Source organism: Haloarcula argentinensis DSM 12282, from assembly GCA_000336895.1.
In the GTDB taxonomy this organism is placed as follows: Archaea; Halobacteriota; Halobacteria; order Halobacteriales; family Haloarculaceae; genus Haloarcula; species Haloarcula argentinensis.
Genome location: AOLX01000014.1, coordinates 462,297 through 482,529, shown reverse-complemented (window position 1 = coordinate 482,529; position 20,233 = coordinate 462,297). Strand labels below are relative to the sequence as shown.

The window sequence follows — 20,233 nt, the reverse complement described above, 5'->3', positions numbered from 1 at the left end:
CTACGCTCGTCTGGCCTTGAGTACTTCCCGAAAAAGAGGTGTCCTACTGTCTCGAAGACCGCGCTTCACGGACGTCCGCGCCGTCCCGGAGTTTGTCCTCGCAGTTTGGACAGACCCGGGGGCCATGACCTTCGACGGCTTCTGGTGTAAAAACCCGTACGTACTGCTCGGTTACGAATTCACCGCAGTTCTGACACTCGGGCATCTATAGGTACACTCGTTCCACGATGTAAATGCCTTCCGCTGGCGACGAAATCTTCCGGTTAATCACCGGGCGGCGCTACTGGTGGTCGGCCCAGAACGAATCCAGTTGGCTCGCGAGGAAATCGGGCGTCATCCGGGTGAATTCCTCGCGCTCGCCGGCGGGCAGGTACGGATACACCGAATGCCGCGCATCTGGTGTGTACCGGCGGCCGACTAGCGCCCGCACGCCGACCTCGTCAACGCCGCGGATGACGCGGCCGATGGCCTGGCGCGCGCGCCGCACAGCCGGGACTGTCAGGGCATACTCGAAGGCGTTGTCCTCGCCGAAGGCGTCGCCGTATGCTCGCTGGACGCCCCGGACGCGCGGCGACCCGATGTTCACCAGCGGAATGCCCACGACCGCGCAGGTCGATAGCTTCTCGCCGTCGTAGTCGACGCCCTCGGTCAGCGTCCCGCGCGTCGACGTGACCATGACTTTCCCGTCGCCACTGAAGAACTCGCGTTTCAGCCGTTCGGTCTCCTCGTTGCTCGATGATTCGTCCACGAGGACCGGCTTCTCGACGGCCTCCTGCAGATACGCGCCGGCCCAGCGCGCCTCCCGGTAGTTCGGCATCGCCACCATCACATTTCCGGGCGAACGAGCCAGCGCGCGCAGCGCCTGTGCGTACTCGTCTCGCGTCGGATTCCAGTTGTCACCGAGCGGGCGCATCATTTCGGGGTCGCCCCGGTTGCGCGCAGTAAACGGCGTCGCGTCGACGAGGTACGACGCCCGGTTCTCGGGCGGGAACGGTAGGTCGTAGGTCGTCGACCGGACTGGTCTTCCATCGCCGGATTGTTCGTCGGGGGCCGTCGAGCCCGTCTCGGCCATCGAGTCCAGTCCCGACACGCGGGTGAACACGTCTAGCGGCTCCAGCGTCGCGCTCATCAGGACACCGCCACCGAGGTCGTCGAAGACGTTCCGCAGGGCCGTCGCGGGCATACAGTTGTAACACAGCAGGCCCGGCGTGTAGACGGCCTGGTAATCGGCTTCGAGGGTCTGGCCGTGGTTCGGCGAGTGTTCCAGTTCGATCTCCCGGAGGAACGTCGCGTGGTCGCGCTCCCACCACTGGCCGGCCAGCACGCCGACGGCAGCACACACCGGCTGGCGGGTCAGGCCGAGCTGGTCGATCGCGTCCTCGACGGCGGCCCCGACCTTCGACAGCGAGCGCCAGAGTGACCCGTCGTAGCCCTTCTGCTCGGCCCACTCGGTCAGTTCGTCCTGCTCGACCGTGTCGGGGTCCCGAAGCGGAATCTCCCTACCGTGTTCCGGTAGCACCGACGGGTCCGCGCGCCAGCCCTCGTGTTCGGCGTCAAGGAAGGACTCGACGCGGTTGTCGAGCCACCGGACGAGGTCGTCATAGAACTTCCGGGCTTGGTCGACAGCGTCCAGCGGAACCTCCCGAGCGGACAGCACCTCACGGACCTGCGCCTTGTGGTCGGCGCTCTGCTGGGCGCGCTGGATGAGCGTCGTGCAGTCGTTGCGCGCCTGCACGAGGCTCTGGCGGCCGAGGCGGTCCGACAGGAGGTCCCGGACGCGCTCCTCGAGGCGATGCGCCTCGTCGACGATGACGAGCGTCTGGTTGTCGAGCACGTCCGCCAGCAGCGGACGAGAGCCCGGATCGAATAGGTGGTTGTAGTTCCCGACGATGACGTCGGCCTCGTTCAACATCACGCTCATCACCCGGTGGGGACAGGTCCCGCGTTCCGTCGCCGCCGGGAGGTAGTCGTCCATCGTCACCACGTGCTCCGCCCCGGCCGAGAAGTCGACGGGCGAGCCTTTGTTGCGAGCGTACCAGTCCGCCTCGAACGGACAGTACAGCGGCGGGTCTGATCCCTCTGCCATCGACTCCGGAGCCGTTGGCTGGGCCTGCCGGTACGGCGAGGCCGCGCCGGCCGTCTGAAGTGTGTCGTCGCCAAGGGTCGATTGGTCGGTTGCGTCGGGGCGTGCGGCCGCAGCGAGGTCCTGTCCCTTCCGCGGGTCCCACCACTGGTCGTCGTCGGCCTCACCGGCGATTGCGGCGTCTGCGACGGCCGCGCCATCCGAGTGCCCGTCGTCTTCGACCAATCGTGCCGTCGCCTCTCTGAGGTCCTCACAGCGGTCGTGTGTCCCCACGTCGTCCGGGAACTGCCCCTCGCGACCGTACGGACAGAGATCGCGCTTCCCGACGAGCGAGATGCCGGCGAACGGCTCCTCGATACCGGCATTGAGCGCTCGCAGGTCGTCGACGAACTGCTGGAGTTGCTGTTTGACCGGCGTGACGACGACCATCCGCTCGTACAGGTCCGTATCGCGGACCAGGGTCGCGCCGGCGGTGAGCGCGGCCATCGTCTTGCCCGTCCCGCATGGGCCTTCCATCGCGAGAAAGCCGCGTGCCTTGCCCGCCTCAATGGCTCGTTCGACGGCGTCGGCCTGATTCTCGTAGGGCTCGTCGAAGCCGAAATACGTGCGCCAGGACTCCGTGCCCGTCGAGGCGGGGTCTCCCATCGGAACGGGGTTAGTCGTCCCGGTATTTGAACCGCGGGGTTCCCGTCCGTCGCAGTCGCTCTGTGCGAGTCGCGTCGGGACCGCAGTGAACCGAAAAACGGGCTGTGACTGGCTGCCGCCCAGTCACTGGCACCGAGCCGCTAGTCCAGCAGGCCGAGGTCGCTCAGGCGTTCGACAATGGTGTCGACGGCTTCTTCGGCGTCCTCTTTGCGCTTGCCACCGGTGACGACGAGCTTCCCCGAACCGAACAGCAGCGCGACCACATCGGGTTCGTCAAGTCGGTAGACGAGGCCCGGGAACTGCTCGGGCTCGTACTCGATATTCTCGAGCCCGAGGCCGATGGCGATGGCGTTGAGGTTGAGCGAACTCCCGAGGTCCGCGGAGCTGACGATGTTCTGGACGACGATTTCGGGGTCGTCGTCGACCTGAATGTTCAGATCACGGAGCTTGTCGAAGACGATACGCAGACTCTGGTGGACGTCGTCCGTCGACTTCGCACCCGTGCAGACGATCTTGCCCGACCGGAAGATGAGCGCGGCAGATTTGGGGTCCTGTGTCCGATAGACGAGGCCCGGGAACTGCTCCGGGTCGTAGTCGGCACCCTCGAGGTCCATCGCGACGCTCTCAAGGTCGAGTTCTTGTCCGATACCGGTCGAAGCAACGACATTTTCGATGTCAATGCTCTCTTTTGGGTCGACCATATAGTGTTTTAAATACCGGATTTAAATCATATAAACGTTTGTGATGCTGTGATTACTAGTCGTTCTTCGACCTCTACAACGTCCGACAGATTCCATTCAAGTAGGGGTCTGTCGGTTTCACGGCCCTGCTGTGGCCGTTTGTTCCTGCCCAGTAGGCTTCCAGCCCGGCGGTCACTGGGCCACTGAAGACGCGACGATACCGCTATACAGTGTGGCCGTCGTTGTCGACGACGCTCGCAAACGCGACGTTTTCCTGTACGGTCTCGATCTCGACGGTCGGCGAGTCGCCCGGTTCGCCGTCGGGGACGATGACGACGTATCCGCGTTCAACCTTGGCGATGCCGTCGCCCTGGTCGCCGAGCGATTCGATGGTCACGTTTCGGATTTCGCCCTCGTCGACCGGCGGTTGCGGGACACCGGTGTCGGCTCGTGCCGGATTGGTCTCCTGTGTAGGCGTCTGCGGCTGGGCTGTCGCCGACGAGTCGGCATCGACCTGCGATAGCAGGCCAACGCGGTAGGTCTCGCCCGGCGAAATCGCTCCGTGGGACACTTCGCTTTTCGGAATCTCGACAATATATCGGTCCCCGTCAGTCTCTACTCGCGCACTGAACAATGTACTGAGTGCATCTGGAACTTCGACCATAGCCTATTCTACGGCTCATGATAGATAATGGTCCTGCCCTGATGTGGTGAAAATTGCCGGCAGTTGCCGATTAGTCGTCGCTTTCGACGCGATTAGTGTCCGTTTCAACCCCGACTTCATCAAGCAGTTCCGTCCTGTGCTCGTCTAGTAGCGGCGCGCGACCACCGGGCGAGGGCATCGTCTCGGTCATCTTTATCGGACTGCCGGCGATGGTTATCTGCTCGTCGGCACCGGGCTGGTCGACATCGGTGAGCATCTCCCGGTCGTGGATGTGCGGGTCGTCGAAGATATCAGCGGTGTTCTGGACCGGCGCAGCCGGCACGCGCCCTTCGAGCAGGTCAAGGAGCGTTTCCGAATCGATGGTGGCGGTCCAGTCGGCAATCTCGCGGCGCAGGGACTCCCGGTTCGCGATCCGGCTGCCGGCGTCTGGATAGTCCGCGGCGAGATCCGGGCGCTCCATCGCCTCACACAGCGCCTCCCAGTGGCCGTCGGCGAACGCCGCGATGACGACGTGGCCGTCGGCGGCCTCGAAGGAGTCGTACGGGAACAGCGTCGGATGCGAGTTCCCCTGCCGCGTCGGTGACTCGCCATCACAGGAGTACTGGTACACTGTTCGCTCACACAGCGACACCATCGAGTCGTACATCGCCGTATCGACGTACTGCCCCTCCCCAGTGCGCTCGCGGTGGTGCACGGCCGCGAGGATGCCGACAGCGTTCAGTACGGCAGTGAAGAGGTCGCCGACGCCAGGGCCGACCTTCGTCGGCGGGCCGTCCGACTGCCCCGTGATTTCCATGACGCCACCCAACGCCTGCGCGATAAGGTCGAACGACGGCTGGCCCTGTCGATGGGTTTCGCCCGTTCGCGGGTCGCCAAAGCCCCGGATGGAAGAGTAGATGAGGTCCGGGTTGTACTCTCGTAGCGTCTCGTAGCCGCAGTCGAACTTCTCCATCGTGCCGGCTTTGAAGTTCTCGACCACCACGTCTGCGCGCTCGACGAGCGAAAGGAACGCCTCGCGGTCATCGGCGTCCCCGAGGTCGAGTTCAAGCGAGCGTTTCCCACGGTTGACGCTCTGGAAGTACCCGCCGTAGGCTTCTTCGTCGCCGTCGCTCACGAACGGCGGGTTCGACCTGATGAGGTCGCCGCCGGGGCGTTCGACCTTTACCACGTCCGCGCCCATGTCTGCGAGCAACATCGTACAGTACGGTCCGGCGAGGACCTGTGTCAGGTCGAGCACACGTAAGTCGTCAAGCGCACCCATGCGAAAACCACGACGGGGCGGCCGCATAAACCTTCTTGAACGTCCGTTATAAATTCCTTAAGGCCATATTATCATGAAAGACCATTAGGTTTATCACTACCCGCCGATGACGGGGAAGTACATGCCCCGGACCGTTATCCTCGGCGTGATTGGCTCCGACGCGCACGTCGTCGGCATCACGATTCTAGAGCAGGCGCTCTCGGCCGCTGGCTTCGAGGTCATCAACCTCGGTGTCCAGACCGCACAGGACGAGTTCGTCTCCGCCGCGAAATCTCATGACGCCGAGGCAGTACTGGTATCCTCGCTGTACGGGCACGCCCGCCAGGACTGCGAGGGGCTGCACGACGAGCTCGACGACGCCGGCCTCGACGTGCTCACGTACGTCGGTGGGAACCTCGCCGTCGGACAGTCCGACTTCGAGGAGACGCAGGCGACCTTCCAACAGATGGGTTTCGACCGCGTCTTCGACGCGGAGACGGACCCGGAGGAGGCAATCGAGATGCTCCGCGAAGACCTGCAACTGACGACAACAGAGGCGGAGCAGATCAGGGTTGACGGGTGACTATGCCAACTGACGAGCGACTCAGCGACGACCAGCTACAGCGCATCGCAAACGACCTCAGAGACAACTGGCACACAGGCCGCGAAGTCGACTTCGAGGAGGCTATCGCCTTCCACGAGTCGCTGCCGGCCTCAAAGCAGTTCGCCCAAGTGTTGGAGTCCGCCGACCAGCCGCTCCTCCAGCCGCGGGCGGGCGTCCCCTGCCTCGAAGAACAGATCGACCTGCTGCGGTACCTGCAGGACGAGGGCGGCGCGGACCTCCTGCCGACGACCATCGACTCGTACACGCGGGACAACGAGTATGAGAAAGCGGAGGAGGGACTGGCCGCCTCCCGCGGCAGCGACGAAAACGAACTGAACGGGTTTCCAGCGGTCAATCACGGCGTCGAGGACTGCCGGCGGCTCATCCGGGCGCTAGACGCCCCGGTCGAGGTTCGCCACGGCACGCCGGACGCCCGGCTACTGGCCATGGTCACGCTCGCCGGCGGCTTTCAGAGCTTCGAGGGCGGGCCGATTTCCTACAACATTCCGTACACGAAGCGACACGACCTCGCGACGACCATCGAACACTGGCAGTTCGTCGACCGGCTCTGCGGGGCCTACACCGAGCGCGGCGTGACCATCAACCGCGAGCCCTTCGGCCCGCTGACCGGCACCCTCGTCCCGCCGAGCATCGCCATCGCGGTGATGCTCGTGGAGGGCGAGCTTGCTGCGACACAGGGTGTCCGGTCGCTCACGCTGGGCTACGGACAGGTCGGAAACCTCGTGCAGGACGTGGCGGCGCTGCGAGCGTTGCGGAAGCTCGGCAACGAATACCTCCGCGACGAGGTGACTGTCACGACCGTCTTCCACGAGTGGATGGGAGGGTTCCCGCCCGACGAGGCGCGGGCCAACGGCGTCATCAGTCTCGGCGGCGCGACGGCGGCCGTCGCCCAGCCGGACAAAGTCATCACGAAGTCCGCCCAGGAGTTCCAGGGCGTGCCGACGAAGGAGGCCAACGCGGCCGGACTGCGAACGACGAGACAGCTTATCGATATGATGATCGAACAGGACATCGACCTCGGGGGTATCGACGAGGAACAGGCGCTCATCGAACGGGAGACACGGGCGCTGATGGACGCTATCTACGAGGCCGGTGACGGCGACGTTGCACAGGGCGTTATCAACGCCTTCGACAGCGGTGCGCTGGACGTGCCCTTTGCACCCAGCGACGCCGCCAAGGGCGCGGTGCTGCCGGCCAGAGACGACGACGGCCGAGTCCGCATCTTCGAGTTCGCGGACCTCGCGCTTCCGGACGACATCAAGGAGATTCACGCCGCGCGGCTCGGCGAGCGGGCCGAGACCGAGGGCCGCGACCAGTCGTTCCGGATGGTCGCCGACGACGTGGACGCCATCAGCGACGGGAAGCTCATCGGGCGGCCGGCCGGCGACAACAGCCCTGCGGGGGGTGCAAGCGATGCGGATTGAGGACGTTCGAACGGTTCCCGGCCTCTCCGGGTTCTTCTTCGACGACCAGCAGGCGATCAAGGACGGGGCGACACAGAGTGGGTTCGCTTACGACGGTCAGCCGGTCACCGAGGGGTTCGACCGCATCCGCGAGGCCGGCGAAGCCCTCATCGTCGAAATCGAACTCGCCGACGGCTCCATCGCGACCGGCGACTGCGCTGCGGTCCAATACTCCGGGGCCGGCGGCCGCGACCCGCTGTTCCGGGCTGAGAAGTACCGCCCGGTCGTCGAAGGTCCCGTCGCCGACGCGCTCCGCGGGCAGGACGCAACCCAGTTCGGGGCCAACGCGACGATGCTGGAGGAGATGAGCGCCCAGCGCTCGGGCGGCGACCAGCTCCACACCGCGGTCCGCTACGGCGTCTCGCAGGCGCTGCTGAACGCCGCCGCGCAAGCACGGGGCGAGACGCCGACGGACGTGCTTGCCGACACCTACGACACCGAGCCGGCGACCTCGCCGATTCCGGTATTCGGGCAGTCAGGTGACGAGCGCCGCATCAATGCCGAAAAGATGCTCATCAAGGGCGTGCCGGTCCTGCCCCACGGCCTGTTCAACAGCGTCGAGAAGGTCGGCGAGGACGGCGAGGGGCTGCGAGATTACCTCGCCTGGCTCTCCGACCGGGCGACCGCTCTCGGTCCGGAGCCGTACTCGCCGCGCTTCCACATCGACGTGTACGGCATCCTCGGGAAGGTGTTCGGCCCGCCGTACGACCGGACCGAGGTGACCGACTACTTCGAGACGCTGCGGGAGGCCGCCGCGCCGTACCCCCTTCAAGTTGAGGGACCGATGGACGCTGGCGGCCGGCAGGCACAAATAACCGAGATGGCTGAACTCCGCGACGGACTGGCCGATGCGGGCGTCGACGTGGACATCGTCGCCGACGAGTGGTGCAACACCTTCGAGGACGTGCAGGCGTTCGTCGACGCGGAAGCCGCCGACCTCGTTCAAATAAAGACGCCGGACCTCGGGGGCATCCAGCGCTCGGCTGAAGCGGTGCTGTACTGCGACGGCACGGACACCCGTGCCTACGTCGGCGGGACGTGCAACGAGACCGTGACCTCCGCACGGGCCTGTGCCCACGTCGCGCTGGCGACCGACGCCGCGCAGGTGCTCGCGAAACCGGGCATGGGTTTCGACGAGGGGTTCATGGTCGTCACGAACGAGATGCGGCGGGCGCTTGCCAGGCGGGACGCCACACAGGAGGTGCCGGCCGATGACTGACTGGACCGACCCCGACGCGCTGGACCTCTCGGACAGCGAGGCGTTCGACTCGATGGTCGACCGGGCTGCCACCCGAGAGAAGGGGCACTTCTTCGAGTTCTTCGCGGATGGCGACGAACTCGCTCACGACCCCGGCCTCCGACTCACCCATCACGGCAGCGAGCAGTGGATGGGCCAGACACTCAACCACGACCCGGCGTACTGGCGGGCCGACACCGCCCGCGAACGCGGCTTCGACGAGCGCCCGGTCCACCCGGATTATCTGCTGGCGTGTGTGATGGGCATCACCGTCGAGGACCTCTCGGAGAAGGGTGGCTACTTCCTCGGCCGCGACGACGTGACGTTCCATCAGCCGGTGACGGCCGGGACGCCGCTTTCAGTCACCTCAACCGTCGTCGACACCCGCACGTCCTCGTCCCGTCCGAAGTACGGCATCGTCACCTGGGAGACCGAGGGCCGGGACCGCGAGACAGGTGAGACACTGGTATCCTACCAGCGGACGAATATGATTCCGCGACGCGAGCCGGCAGCCACCGACGGCGGCGCTGTCGGGGAGCAAGACGAAGGCGGTCCAGCGCTGCCCGAGACCCTCGTCTCTCCAGATGGCAAGTACTTCGAGGACTTCCGGCGGGCGCTCGACACCGCCCAAGAGGAGCACGCAGCCGTCGCCTACCGCCACGAACGTGGACGGACGATGGACGACCAGCTCGTCGCCGGCCTGCCGCTGGCGACGCTCAACACCGCTCGCCAGCACCACAACCGCGACGAAATGGCCGACTCGCCGTCGGGCGACATCGTCGCGTACGGCGACGTGACTCGCTCGATTGCGCTGGCACATGCCCGCTCCGACGAGGCGACCTACCGCGAACACCGGTTCGCCGACGAGCGGTTCCACGACTTCGTTACGCTGGGGGACACTATCTACGGCTTCACTCGCGTCCTCGACTGCGACCCCGACGCCGGACCGGAGCGGGCCGGCGCGGTCACGTTCGAGCACGTCGCGTTCAATCAGGACCAGACCCCGGTCTACTCGGGCCGGCGAACCGCACTCATTCAGCGAGATACATGACACGACTCTGTCGCTCATTCCAGACCGCACCGGCCGCGATACCAAACGACAACAGCGCGAAGTTCCTCGTCTCGGGACTCACCAGCGAGGGGTTTCAGGCCCCCGACTGGCTCGTTCCCGACATCGAGGACGGCACCGCGCCGTCGATGAAAGACGAGGCCGTCGACAACATCGTCGAGCACATTCCGGACCATGCCGACGACTTCGCCGGGGACATCCTCCCCCGTGTCGAGTGGGCCTACGACGACGCCGACGCCCGCGAGCGCGGCATCGAGCAGGTGACTCGCCTAGCCGAGGAGGTCGGCGAGGAACTCGATGGCTTCGTCTTCCCGAAAACCGGCCGCCTCGACGACGTACGCGACGCCGCAGGGGTCGTCGCTGACGCGGAGCGCGACGCCGGACTTACCGAGGGAGCACTGGAGATGGCGATCATTCTGGAGACGGCCCCCGGCCGCTCGGACCTTCGTGAGATCTGCCAGTACGCAACAGACTCCCGGCTCTCCGGGCTCGTGTTCGGGCCGGTGGACTACACGGCGGAACTCGGCGGTCGCACGCTCGACGGCGAGCGGCCCCGCTGGGACGGCCTGCTCGAAGCGCTGTCGAACGAGACGAGCGCGGCCGATATCGTCGCCATCGGCGGCCCCTTCGACCAGTTGTTCCACGAGCGCGCCGGCGTCACCTACTACAACGCCGAGGGGTACGCCGATCAGGTAGAGTACGAGGCGACTATCGGCATTGACGGCTCGTGGTCACTGCACCCCAAGCAGACCGAACAGGCGAATCGCATCCACATGCCGACAGTGGAAGAGATGGAGCGGGACCTCCACAAGATCGAGTCGTTCAACGAGGCCAAACGCGAGGGCACCGGCGCGGTCGTCGTTGACGGCCAGATGGTCGACGAAGCGACCTACAAGAACTTCGCCAACACCGTCAAGACTGTCCGAGCCATCGACGAGACACATCCTGCCCAGACCGAGGCGTACTACGATGACGACTTGCTGGCACGGGCGAGAGACGTGGAACTGATCTTCGGCTAAGCCGGCGACCGCTTTTCACTCGAAATAGTTCGCCAGCCGTTGGGCTGCCTCGTCGACCCGAGCGGTCACCAGCGCGAACCGTATCCAATCGCTACGGGACTCGCCGAAGGCCTCGCCGGGCATCCCGGCGACGCCGGCCTCGTCGATGAGTTCGTACACGTTCTCGAACGACCCAGGGAAGTCGGGGAACCGCGCCATCACGTAGAAGCCGCCGTCGGGGCGGTTGTACTCGGCACCGGCCGCAGCCAGTGCGGCACAGAAGTCGTCGACGCGATCTTCCAGTCGTCGTCGGCAGGCGGCGTAGTAGTCTGGACTCGTCGTCTTCAGCGCCCGCAGGACGGCGTACTGGGCCGGCCGGCTCCCGGTGACGTTCGTGAGCATGTGCTGAGTGCGAGCGCGTTCAAGCAGTGTCCCAGTAGGCCCTTCCTCCGGCGGGAAAATTGCATAGCCGACTCTGAACCCTGTTATCGCCATCGTCTTCGAAAAGGAGTTGGTAGCGACGACGTGGTCGGAGTCAGCGTTGAGTGCTGAACTGAACCGACCCGCGTAGTCGAAGTGGTCGTACACCTCGTCACTGAGCAACAGCGCGTCGTACTCCTCGGCGATGGCCGCGAACTCGTCCATCGCGTCGGCGTCGTACACCGCGCCGGTAGGGTTGTTCGGCGAATTGACGACGATGACGGCTGTGTCCTCGCTTGCAGCTGCTCGAACGTCCGCGGGGGCCAGTCGGTTGTGCTCGTCGACCGGGACGAAGGAGATGTCCGCGCCGATGAAATTCGCCCGGCCGGCGTAGTAGGGGTAGACGGGGTCCGTCAGGAGGATTTCGTTGCCGTCGAAATGGTGGAGCCCGCCGGTCATCGCGAGGTGGTTCGCCTCGCCAGCGCCGTTCGTGATGAGTACGCGGTTCCGGTCCACGCCGCGCCGAGCGGCGATTTCGTTACGAAGCGGCGTGAGGCCCACGCTTGGCGGATACTGGTAGTCATCGGCCGGGGCTTCGGCGTAGTCTCTGAGCCCGTCCCGAAGCCCCTCGGGTGGGTCCCAGTCGGGATTGCCCGACACCATGTCCACCACGTCCCGATCGGCCCGGGCCGAATACTGCATGACTCGGAAAAACTGGGGTTCCGTGTAGTCCATATGCACACTCCGACCGCCGGCCCCGTCTGCTTTTCTGTCTACTGGCGGATGTACAGCGTCAGTCCGCCGAGGGCGAGCAGCAGGACCCCCCACAGGAGGTCCGAACCCGGCAAGACCCAGAGGAACAGCGTCACGAGGCCCGACGTGACGAGTGACCAGCCAAGCGTCGTCTGATAGCTCATACACGTATTTTGTCTCCGAACTGAAATATCCCGGCCCGCCCTGAACGTTTATTCGCCCATCACGACAACTACGCCCAATGGCAGACGATGCTGCGGACCCAGTCGAGAAGCGCGTCGGCAAGCGTCTCCGAGAGGCTGCTGCCACGGTCGCCACCGCGGAGTCCTGTACCGGTGGCCTTGTCGGGTCGAAAATAACGGACATACCCGGCTCTAGCGATTACTTCGACCGCTCACTGGTCACCTACTCCTACGAGGCCAAGCGGGAACTACTGGCTGTCTCGCGGGAATCGCTGGACGCTCACGGCGCGGTCTCAGAGCCGGTTGCTATCGAAATGGCCCAGGGCGTTCGCGACACTGCCCGGACCGACTGGGGCGTCGCCACGACTGGCGTCGCCGGGCCGAGCGGCGGCTCGCCGGAGACGCCCGTCGGGACGGTGTACATCGCCGTCGCCGAGGCCGCTCCGTGGGGGACCAACGAATCTGGCGTGACAGTCTCCCGCTACGAGTTCGACGGCACCCGTCGCGAGATCAAGGCGGCCATCGCGACACAGGCGCTTCGGGACCTGGAAACCGCAGTACAGGAGTAGTAAGCTCTTTCAGTCGGGACACAGACGGTCCGGTAGATGAACAAACGTGGGCACGTCCTGAACGCGGTCCTCCTGAGCATCGGACTGGGGTACGTTCTCGACCCCTCGGGCGACGTGACGACCTTCGCGACAATCGCGGAGGTGTTCCTTCCCATCGTCCTGGGTGCGCTGTTCCCCGATGTCGACACCGCCTTCGGCAAGCACCGCAAGACCCTGCACAATCTTCCCGTCCTCATCATATTCTTGGCCCATCCGCTGTATCACGGCGGCAATCTCCAGTGGGTGTGGCTCGGCGTCCTCACGCACTACGTGCTTGACTACTTCGGCTCCCGACGGGGGATTGCCCTGTTCTACCCGTTCTCGGACACAGAGTACGGCTCGCCGACAGGCGTGACAACGTCAAGCGACCGCGCCGAAGCCGTCACCGTCGTGATTACTGCCTTCGAACTGCTCGCGGTTGCCCTGCTTGTCCACGTACTCCCACAGTATCTGCCGCCAACGGTCAGAACCTTCGTCGTCGAGAACAGCGCGTTTCTGGTTTAGTACACTTTCACGTCGTTGAATCGACCGTCGTACGCGACGTGGTCAGGATGCGTCGGCTCGGTTCCCTGTAACATCAATCGGTCGAACTTGCCCCACGTGTTTTCGAGCCCCAGGTGCGCCCACTCGACCGCCCGCCGCAGGTCGTGTGAGAGACCGTCGCGATGGAACAGCGATCGCTCCACGTCGTTTTTCAGCGCCGTACTGAGCGCCGCCACGTCGTCGAACGCTTCGGTAAAGTTCACGTACGCCTCGCCGACGGTCCCACGGACGTGGGCATACGACGAAACGAACGGCTCGTGACCGGTTTCCGACGTGAACGACTGCGCGCGGTCCCGGTGGTGGGACAACTGCTTGGGGTTGTACACTTCCAGCGCGTCGATACTGTCGTCGTACGCTTCGATATCGTCCAGTCCGAGACTGACATTGAGAAATCCGGGATGCGGAACCAGTACAGCCGCATCCTGGCGATCCAGTTCTCGCATCGCGCCGTCGAAGGTAATGAAATCCGGGATCGGCTCTTCAAGTCCGATGCCTAGCACGTGCCGGCGCTGTTGCCAGGTGCCAGTAAATATCTCTCTGGCTGGAAACACAGTCAGCTCTTCGTCGGAAAACGCCGCTGCTTGCCGCCGTATCTCCGGTAGTCGCGTGAAGTGCGGCGCATACACCAGCGCGTCGAGGCCACGTGCCTTCGCGCGCTCGACAACCCCATCGTCGAGCACTTTCACGTGGAGATCAACGGCGTACCCCTCGGGTTGCACGGTGAACGCTAACTCCGTACTGCCATTAGGGGTTTCCGTTTTGGCAATCTGAGGGACAGACTCCTGACAGGTAGCAGCCAACGTTTTTAACCCCGCGTCGCCTGCCACTGAGCAAATGCCACGCTGGGAGTGCGACATCGAAGGGGACGACAGACAGTTCGACCGCGTCGAGGAGCTTATCATCCACCAGTCGGTCGAACACGACCGTATCGAGTGCAAGGTCTGTGGTGCCGTCGTCCCCGACGGCTACTTCGCTATCAAGCACGCCTTCGACGAACACTCCCGTGCGGAGTACGTTCGCGCCTACGACGCCTCCGCCGCCGAGGTCCGCCGCCGCGAACAGATCAAGGAGTCCGTCGAGGCCGCCGCCAACATGAGCGAGGTCATCGATCGGCTGGAAGGCGGCGAAGCGTAGCGACTGCGCGTTTTTGAAAACGGAGACGGCGTATCAATTGGTACGTCGCCGAAGAAGGATTATTCCGGTCTCTCACGGACAGCTACGCTCCCCGTTCGAATTGAACGAGGCGCGCTTCGCTGCGCTCAGCGCTCTTCGCTATCCAACACCCGAATCTGGTCACCACGCACGGTAACCGGAATCGGGACCGTCGCCTCGTACAGTTCGACGGTGACCTGATCCTTGCCTTCGTCGATACGCTGGACCTGCGCCTTCTCGCCCTTGAACGGGCCGGCGATGAGTTCGACGATGTCGCCCTCCGCGATACCTTCCACGTCCGGTTTCGGTGAGAGGAAGTGCTCGACTTCCGCCATCGAGGACTCCCCCTGCACGACGCCGTTGGCGTGGGGAATCTCGTCGAGGATGCGGTCGAAGACGTTGTGATCGTCCGCTTCCACCATCACGTAACTGGTGAGCGAGTCCGGCGCAAGCGCGGCGTGGATCTCGTCTTCCTCGCGGGAGATGATCATGTCCGCGACGGTGCGCTCCTGACTGGCCGTGGTTTTGACTGCGTAGATCCCCATCGGTTTACACCGGCTTGCTGCCAGGGATGAAGGTCATCACGGCGAAGATGATGAACCCGAGCAGTCCGACCAGCGCGATGCCCGCGCCGGCGATTTTCGCGATCTGGGAGAACTCCTCCCACGACGGCGTACTCGCCAGTTTGAGTACGCGGATGTAGGAGGTGAGATCGTATGGAACGTCCATAGCGGGTCGTACCCACTGGTGGCTTTTCTATATTGTGGTGCGCGGCGACGAGTCCGACCCTTCACAGAGCGGACTGTATAGCGTCACAAAAAAGCAGCCGACAGAACGGACCGATAATCGGAACGGGCGTTCTGAACTCGTTCAGTCAGTCGTCGGTCAGCGCGGTTCCGTCCGACCCGTGTGACCCCAGTTCACTACTGCCATCGGCATCGCTGGTTTCGAACTGGTCGATGAGTTCCTTGAGGTCGGTCGCCTGACTGGAGAGCGACTGTATCTTCTCGGTGACCTCCGTGATCGACGCCGTCTGTTCCTCGGCGGACGCGGCGACGTTTTCGGCCTCGGCGGATGTCTCCTCGCTGATCGAGCCGACTTCCTCGGCCATCGAGACGACTTCTTCCATCGAAGCCGCCTGCTCGTCGGTCGCGTCGCTGATAGCCTGCACGCCGTCGTTGGCTTCGTTGACCTGCTGAACGATACTGGTCAGCGCGTCGGTCGCGTTTTCGACCGTCTCTTTCCCGGTGTCGACGCTTTCGCCCATCTCCTGCATGTCCTCGACGGTGGTATCCGTCCGGGACCGGATGTCGTCGATCATTGACTCGATGTCAGTCGTCGCTTCCTGCGTTTCCTCTGCGAGCGTCTTGATCTCGCGGGCCACGACAGCGAACCCTTCGCCCGCCTCACCGGCCCGGGCGGCTTCGATGTTCGCGTTGAGCGCGAGCATGTTCGTCTGTTCCGCGATCTCGTCGATGAGCGTCGTGACCTCACCGATGCGCTCCATCTCCTCCGCGAGGGACTCCACCTGTTCGATGGCCTCGGTGGACTTCCGTTCGAGCGCCTCGATTTCGGCGGCGGCCTGCTCGGCGTATTCACGGCCGGATTCGCCGTCGTTGACGGCCTGCTGGGACTTCGATGCGACTTCGTCAGTGGACGAGGTGATTTCCTCGACGGTCGCCGACAGGTCGGTCATCTCGTCGCTCACCTGCTGGATGTTCCGGTTTTGCTCGTCAGCGCCTTCAGCGATCTGTTGCACCGACTCGCTCACCGACTCGCTGGCCGACCGCACTTCCTGTGCGCTTGCGGAAATCGTCTCTGTCGAGCTGTCGACGGTGCCGGCGAACCCTTCGATACGGTTGACCGTCCGTTCGAGTTCCGTGATCATCTCGTTGAAACTCTCCGCGATGTCGACCATCGCGTCGTAGTCGCTGTCGGTAGCCATCCGCTGGGTGAGGTCCCCGGCCGCCGACTTGTCCATCACGTCGCTGAACTCGGCCGCTTTCGCTTCGAGGGCGGACGCCATCGACTCAGCGTCCTCTTTCGCCGCCTCCGCCTCGTCTCTGGCGGCCTCGACGTCAGTAATCAACGTCTGGATGTCCTCGCCCATCTCCTCCAGCGCCGCGCCGAACTCGCCGGGAATGTTCTCGTCGAGCGCCGGGTCGTCGAACCGCTTCGCAGCGAGCGCGTCAGCCTGGTCCGCGGCGGTCGTCAGGTACGCCTGCATCGACGCGAAGGAGTCGTACAACTGTCCCATCTCGTCGACGCGCGTGGTCTCGGGGAGGGTGCTGTTGATCTCACCCGCGGCAATGTCCTCGGCGCTTTCGGCCACGCGGGAGAGTGCGTTTGCGGTTCCGCGCCCGATTGTCACGCCGACGACGAACAGTGCTCCGACGGCAAGCGCCACCAGGAGCGCGATGTTCTGGGAGACAGCCGACTGCAGGGCGAACGCACGATCTTGGGGAACGTGATACAGCAACGCCCACTCAGTGCCGGTCACCGGCGTGTACGCCATCACGTACTGTCCGTCTTCCATGCCCGTTCTGGCGGAGACGGACTTGTAGCCGGTTTCGCCGTTCAGTGCTGCTTCGACACTCGTGTCGGTCGAATCCCCGGTCGCCGCGTACTCTTCGAGAATCGAGCTTTTCCGGTTGTCGAGTATGATCTGGCCGTTCGACCCGACGACTTTCACGTCGCCGGTCGCAAACGGTGACGTGAACTCATGGGAGCGCGCCTCAAGCGACGCCGTCAGCACGACGTATTCATCGGTGCCGGAGACGGGCTGGACGAACGCGATGACCGATTCGTTCCCGCTCTGGTACGCTTCGGACGTGCCCGTCGGTCCCGACGAGACGACTGCACCACTCGCGTCGGTCCACGGGTCGTCAACGTCGCTCAGCGCAACGCCGTTCAGGTCGTCGTCGGTGCTGGCGGTGACTGTGCCGTCAGCAGTATCGACGTAATGCAGCGCACGGACATCTCCCGGGAGCCCGATGAGCTTCTGTTCGAGCCACCGCTGGTGGTCTGTATCCGAGGTTGACTCGGACCGGTCACCGATAGACGCCGCGAGGAATGACGCAGTGGATTGCTTGTTCGAGACCCAACTCGACACGGAACTCGACTGGGATTCTGCAACGCCGAGGATCTGTTCCTCGGTCTGTGACTCGACCAGGGACCCCGTGTCGAGGTGGATCGCTGCGCCGCCGAGCGCGAGCACGACGACCACGCCGAGCAACAGGACGCCGAACTTCGCCGCGTATCGCTGCCGAATAACGTCAGGGAGCGCACGCTCCGTCGCCTGAACCATTCGGCTTGGAAGTGAACTCATTGGTTGCCTCCTGATTTGAAGAACCGTGACTGCAGTAGCTCCAGCGACTCAACTGACCCGTTGTTGACTCGTTCGATCAGGTACGAACTCAGCGGTTCGAGGTTCGCAGTCAGGTCAACGCTTCCGGACGCGCCCTGATAGTTCACCGCTCGGCCTGCGTCGGTGAGTGACCGAACGCGGCCGAAGTCGCCGACAGAGACAGTGTGTCCGGACCCGCCAGAAACCGACTGAATGGTCTCGGCGATTGCCGGCCCGCTGGCTTCACCGGCCTGTTCGGCGGCACAGGCCATCAAAAACAGCGCGTCGTAGGCATTGACAGAGTACGCTCTGGGTTGGTCGATGTCCGAGAGCCGGCGGACGAGTTCGAAGTACGCTTGCGTCCGAGCAGAGGACAGCGACGCGCTGTAGAATCCGTCGTAGTACGACGGGAGGTCGCCGCCGAACATCCCCGCGGACAACACCCAAGGAACGTCGTACTCCGACTGATTGTATGCATCAAGGATACCCCGCTCCTGGCCGGAGACGCTGGTGAAGCTGACGGCATCAGGGTCGTTCTGGAACACGTCCGCGATCGTGTCGTCGAACGATCCCGACGACGGGTCGTACCGAACGTCGGCGACGATTTCGGCGTCCAGTGCCTCACGCTGTGCGTCTGCCAGTCCAGCACCGAACGAGTTGTCGATGCTCAGTAACGCGACGGAGTCCGCATCGATGTACAGCGGGTCGTCGACGACCTTCGCCATGACCAGCGCTTGCGTCCCGTCGCTCGGTACCGTTCGGCCGAAGTATTTCCGCCCGTTGGCTCGGCCGGCTGTCGACAGTTGCGGGGCAGTACTGGCAGGACTGACTTCCATGATTTCGTCGCTGGCTGCCTCCGGTGCGAGGGCGAGCGACGCGTCGCTGACGAGGCCACCGACGAAGCCGGTGACACCACGGTCGACGAGCGTCCCGTACTGCTCGACAGCGGTTTCGGCGTTCGCTTCGGTATCGAGGATGGTCACTTCGAGGTCGTTCCCGCGGATACCACCGGCCGCGTTGACGTCGCTCGCTGCCTGCTCGACCATGCGCTTGCCGTGTTGCCCGAGTGGGGCGAGCGCACCACTGAGTGGGAGGAGGGCACCAAACTGGACGGTGTCACCGCTCCCGCTCAGAGAGCCAAGGCAGCCAGACGAGAGTCCCAAGCTCCCAGCTGCAATACACTTTTTGAGAACACCACGCCTCGAGTCTGAGTACATAGACAAAGAGTCCGAATTTCTGGATAAACGCTTTTCGGCGAGAATATCATTTATGATAGGGGGAGTGTAGATGAATCTGTACGTTTTGGTGATTAAAAAGGGGTGAAAAATCTGAGACGACGAGGCAGTTTAGTCGACGTAGTCGATGTCTTCGCCGAGTTGCTGGGCGGCCTTCTCCTGTTCGGCCTCGCTCTGGCCGTAGATCTGTGGGCTCTCGACGCCGGTGACGACGATCATCGTCTCCATCTTGCCCTCGAACTCGTTGTTGACCGACGCGCCCCAGATGATGCGGGCGTCGGGGTCGATGCGATCGTAGATCTCTTCGACGACGCCCTCGGCTTCCTCGATGCTCATGTCGGGGCCACCGACGACGTTGACGAGTGCGGAGTTCGCGCCGTCGAACTCCACGTCCAGCAGCGGGGAGCGAAGCGCCGAGCGGATGGAGTCCTGGGCCTTGTTCTCGGAGTCGGACTCCCCGAGGCCGATCATCGCGACGCCGCCGTTCTCCATGATGGTGCGAACGTCGGCGAAGTCCACGTTGACGAGGCCGGGCTTGGTGATCAGTTCGGTCATGCCCTTGACCGAGCGCATCAGCACGCGGTCACAGATCTTGAACGCGTCCTGGAGCGGCATCGACGGCGCGTAGTCCAGCAGACGGTCGTTCGGGACGACGATGACCGTATCGGAGACGGATCGGAGTCGTTCGAGGCCAGCGTCGGCGTTGGCACGGCGGCGCTCACCCTCGGCGGTGAACGGAATCGTGACGATAGAGATGGTGAGTGCGCCGGCTTCCTGCGCGGCCTGTGCGACGACCGGGGCCGCGCCGGTACCGGTGCCACCACCGAGACCGGCGGTGACGAACACCATATCCGAGCCGTCGATAGACTGCTGGATGTCCTCGATGTCCTCTTGGGCGGCCTCCTCGCCGATTTTCGGGACGGAGCCCGCGCCGCGGCCACCGGTACGCTTGCGACCGATGAGAATCTTGGTGTCGGCGGCTACCTCGTCGGCGAGGTGCTGTGCGTCGGTGTTTGCGGCGACGAGTTTGGCCCCGTGGATGCCCTCCTCCATCATCCGAGTGACCGTGTTCCCGCCAGCGCCACCACAGCCGACGACCGTGATCTTCGTTTCCAGGTCTTTGACGACGCTTGCCAGTTCCTCGTCGGACATCGTCCCCGACGTCGACATGTCCTGTGACGGCGTCGATGTCGTCTCGTCGACAGTGCCACCAGCCGCGTCCTCCCCGTCTTGTTCTGCCTCGTCAATAGCGTCGTCGATTATCGAATCCATAATTTAAAGCGTCCTTGC

Annotated in this window: 21 protein-coding genes; 8 read left to right on the top strand and 13 right to left on the bottom strand. The window is 64.1% G+C overall.

Going from position 1 to position 20,233, the window contains the following annotated elements; translation table 11 throughout:
• Positions 1 to 43 precede the first annotated feature (43 nt).
• The 5 genes from C443_RS21620 to mct all read right to left on the bottom strand — a co-directional run bounded on the left by C443_RS21620 (position 44) and on the right by mct (position 5,333).
• The gene (locus tag C443_RS21620) at positions 44 to 205 is read right to left on the bottom strand and encodes a DUF7563 family protein (RefSeq protein WP_004516852.1); all 162 of its coding nucleotides are present in this window, start codon (positions 203 to 205) and stop codon (positions 44 to 46) included.
• Positions 206 to 280: 75 nt separating this feature from the next.
• Positions 281 to 2,728 (bottom strand): ATP-dependent DNA helicase, encoded by a 2,448-nt coding sequence (locus C443_RS06035; RefSeq protein WP_005534708.1) that lies wholly within the window; start codon positions 2,726 to 2,728, stop codon positions 281 to 283.
• Positions 2,729 to 2,868: 140 nt separating this feature from the next.
• On the bottom strand, positions 2,869 to 3,429 hold the full coding sequence (locus C443_RS06030) for a TATA-box-binding protein (RefSeq protein ID WP_004516850.1): 561 nt from the start codon (positions 3,427 to 3,429) through the stop codon (positions 2,869 to 2,871).
• A 202-nt stretch (positions 3,430 to 3,631) separates the two neighbouring features.
• A complete protein-coding gene (locus C443_RS06025; RefSeq protein WP_005534705.1) occupies positions 3,632 to 4,072 on the bottom strand; it encodes a TRAM domain-containing protein in 441 nt (146 codons plus the stop codon).
• 70 nt (positions 4,073 to 4,142) lie between these two features.
• On the bottom strand, positions 4,143 to 5,333 hold the full coding sequence (mct, locus tag C443_RS06020) for a succinyl-CoA:mesaconate CoA-transferase (protein ID WP_005534702.1): 1,191 nt from the start codon (positions 5,331 to 5,333) through the stop codon (positions 4,143 to 4,145).
• Positions 5,334 to 5,454: 121 nt separating this feature from the next.
• Here mct and glmS point away from each other — a divergent pair, with 121 nt between their 5' ends.
• Genes glmS through citE form a run of 5 tightly spaced genes read left to right on the top strand, consistent with a single transcriptional unit; the run spans position 5,455 to position 10,725 of the window.
• Positions 5,455 to 5,895: a methylaspartate mutase subunit S gene (gene glmS / locus C443_RS06015; protein WP_049943941.1), complete on the top strand. Its 441-nt coding sequence runs from the start codon at positions 5,455 to 5,457 to the stop codon at positions 5,893 to 5,895.
• Positions 5,896 to 5,897: 2 nt separating this feature from the next.
• The gene (locus C443_RS06010; RefSeq protein WP_005534697.1) at positions 5,898 to 7,361 is read left to right on the top strand and encodes a methylaspartate mutase subunit E; all 1,464 of its coding nucleotides are present in this window, start codon (positions 5,898 to 5,900) and stop codon (positions 7,359 to 7,361) included.
• Positions 7,351 to 8,619 carry a methylaspartate ammonia-lyase gene (locus C443_RS06005; protein WP_005534695.1) on the top strand — a complete coding sequence of 423 codons (1,269 nt, stop codon included), beginning with the start codon at positions 7,351 to 7,353 and terminating at the stop codon, positions 8,617 to 8,619. Before C443_RS06010 ends, C443_RS06005 begins: the two co-directional genes overlap by 11 nt.
• Positions 8,612 to 9,688 carry a 2-methylfumaryl-CoA hydratase gene (gene mch / locus C443_RS06000; protein ID WP_005534693.1) on the top strand — a complete coding sequence of 359 codons (1,077 nt, stop codon included), beginning with the start codon at positions 8,612 to 8,614 and terminating at the stop codon, positions 9,686 to 9,688. The genes C443_RS06005 and mch overlap by 8 nt, the downstream gene beginning before the upstream one ends.
• Positions 9,685 to 10,725, top strand: a complete 1,041-nt coding sequence (gene citE / locus C443_RS05995; protein WP_005534691.1) for an L-malyl-CoA/beta-methylmalyl-CoA lyase — start codon at positions 9,685 to 9,687, stop codon at positions 10,723 to 10,725. Before mch ends, citE begins: the two co-directional genes overlap by 4 nt.
• Before the next feature lie 15 nt (positions 10,726 to 10,740).
• Here the strand turns inward: citE and C443_RS05990 are convergent, their stop codons facing one another.
• Positions 10,741 to 11,859 carry a pyridoxal phosphate-dependent aminotransferase gene (locus tag C443_RS05990; protein WP_005534689.1) on the bottom strand — a complete coding sequence of 373 codons (1,119 nt, stop codon included), beginning with the start codon at positions 11,857 to 11,859 and terminating at the stop codon, positions 10,741 to 10,743.
• A 38-nt stretch (positions 11,860 to 11,897) separates the two neighbouring features.
• Positions 11,898 to 12,041 (bottom strand): hypothetical protein, encoded by a 144-nt coding sequence (locus tag C443_RS21615; RefSeq protein WP_005534687.1) that lies wholly within the window; start codon positions 12,039 to 12,041, stop codon positions 11,898 to 11,900.
• 77 nt (positions 12,042 to 12,118) lie between these two features.
• On the opposite strand from C443_RS21615, the gene C443_RS05985 reads away from it, so the two are divergent.
• Positions 12,119 to 12,628 (top strand): CinA family protein, encoded by a 510-nt coding sequence (locus C443_RS05985; protein WP_005534685.1) that lies wholly within the window; start codon positions 12,119 to 12,121, stop codon positions 12,626 to 12,628.
• 36 nt (positions 12,629 to 12,664) lie between these two features.
• Complete coding sequence (locus C443_RS05980) at positions 12,665 to 13,171, top strand: metal-dependent hydrolase (protein WP_004961832.1); 507 nt, start codon at positions 12,665 to 12,667, stop codon at positions 13,169 to 13,171.
• On the opposite strand, the gene C443_RS05975 is transcribed toward C443_RS05980, so the two are convergent.
• Positions 13,168 to 13,929 (bottom strand): PHP-associated domain-containing protein, encoded by a 762-nt coding sequence (locus tag C443_RS05975; RefSeq protein ID WP_005534682.1) that lies wholly within the window; start codon positions 13,927 to 13,929, stop codon positions 13,168 to 13,170. The two genes, C443_RS05980 and C443_RS05975, sit on opposite strands and share 4 nt — an antisense overlap.
• Positions 13,930 to 14,044: 115 nt before the next feature.
• Between C443_RS05975 and C443_RS05970 the strand changes: the two genes are divergently transcribed.
• Complete coding sequence (locus C443_RS05970; protein ID WP_004516837.1) at positions 14,045 to 14,344, top strand: DUF7565 family protein; 300 nt, start codon at positions 14,045 to 14,047, stop codon at positions 14,342 to 14,344.
• Between the two features lie 125 nt (positions 14,345 to 14,469).
• Here C443_RS05970 and C443_RS05965 read toward each other — a convergent pair whose 3' ends face one another.
• From C443_RS05965 to ftsZ, 5 genes are all read right to left on the bottom strand, one after another.
• The gene (locus tag C443_RS05965; protein ID WP_004516836.1) at positions 14,470 to 14,907 is read right to left on the bottom strand and encodes a transcription elongation factor Spt5; all 438 of its coding nucleotides are present in this window, start codon (positions 14,905 to 14,907) and stop codon (positions 14,470 to 14,472) included.
• Positions 14,908 to 14,911: 4 nt separating this feature from the next.
• Positions 14,912 to 15,091, bottom strand: coding sequence for a protein translocase SEC61 complex subunit gamma (locus C443_RS05960; protein ID WP_004592944.1), 180 nt, complete (start codon positions 15,089 to 15,091; stop codon positions 14,912 to 14,914).
• A 145-nt stretch (positions 15,092 to 15,236) separates the two neighbouring features.
• The gene (locus tag C443_RS05955; RefSeq protein ID WP_049943924.1) at positions 15,237 to 17,690 is read right to left on the bottom strand and encodes a methyl-accepting chemotaxis protein; all 2,454 of its coding nucleotides are present in this window, start codon (positions 17,688 to 17,690) and stop codon (positions 15,237 to 15,239) included.
• Entirely contained in the window at positions 17,687 to 18,925 is a 1,239-nt protein-coding gene (locus tag C443_RS05950) for an ABC transporter substrate-binding protein (protein ID WP_311241285.1), read from the bottom strand. The genes C443_RS05955 and C443_RS05950 overlap by 4 nt, the downstream gene beginning before the upstream one ends.
• A gap of 129 nt (positions 18,926 to 19,054) precedes the next feature.
• Positions 19,055 to 20,215 carry a cell division protein FtsZ gene (gene ftsZ / locus C443_RS05945; RefSeq protein WP_004592941.1) on the bottom strand — a complete coding sequence of 387 codons (1,161 nt, stop codon included), beginning with the start codon at positions 20,213 to 20,215 and terminating at the stop codon, positions 19,055 to 19,057.
• Positions 20,216 to 20,233: the final 18 nt, after the last annotated feature.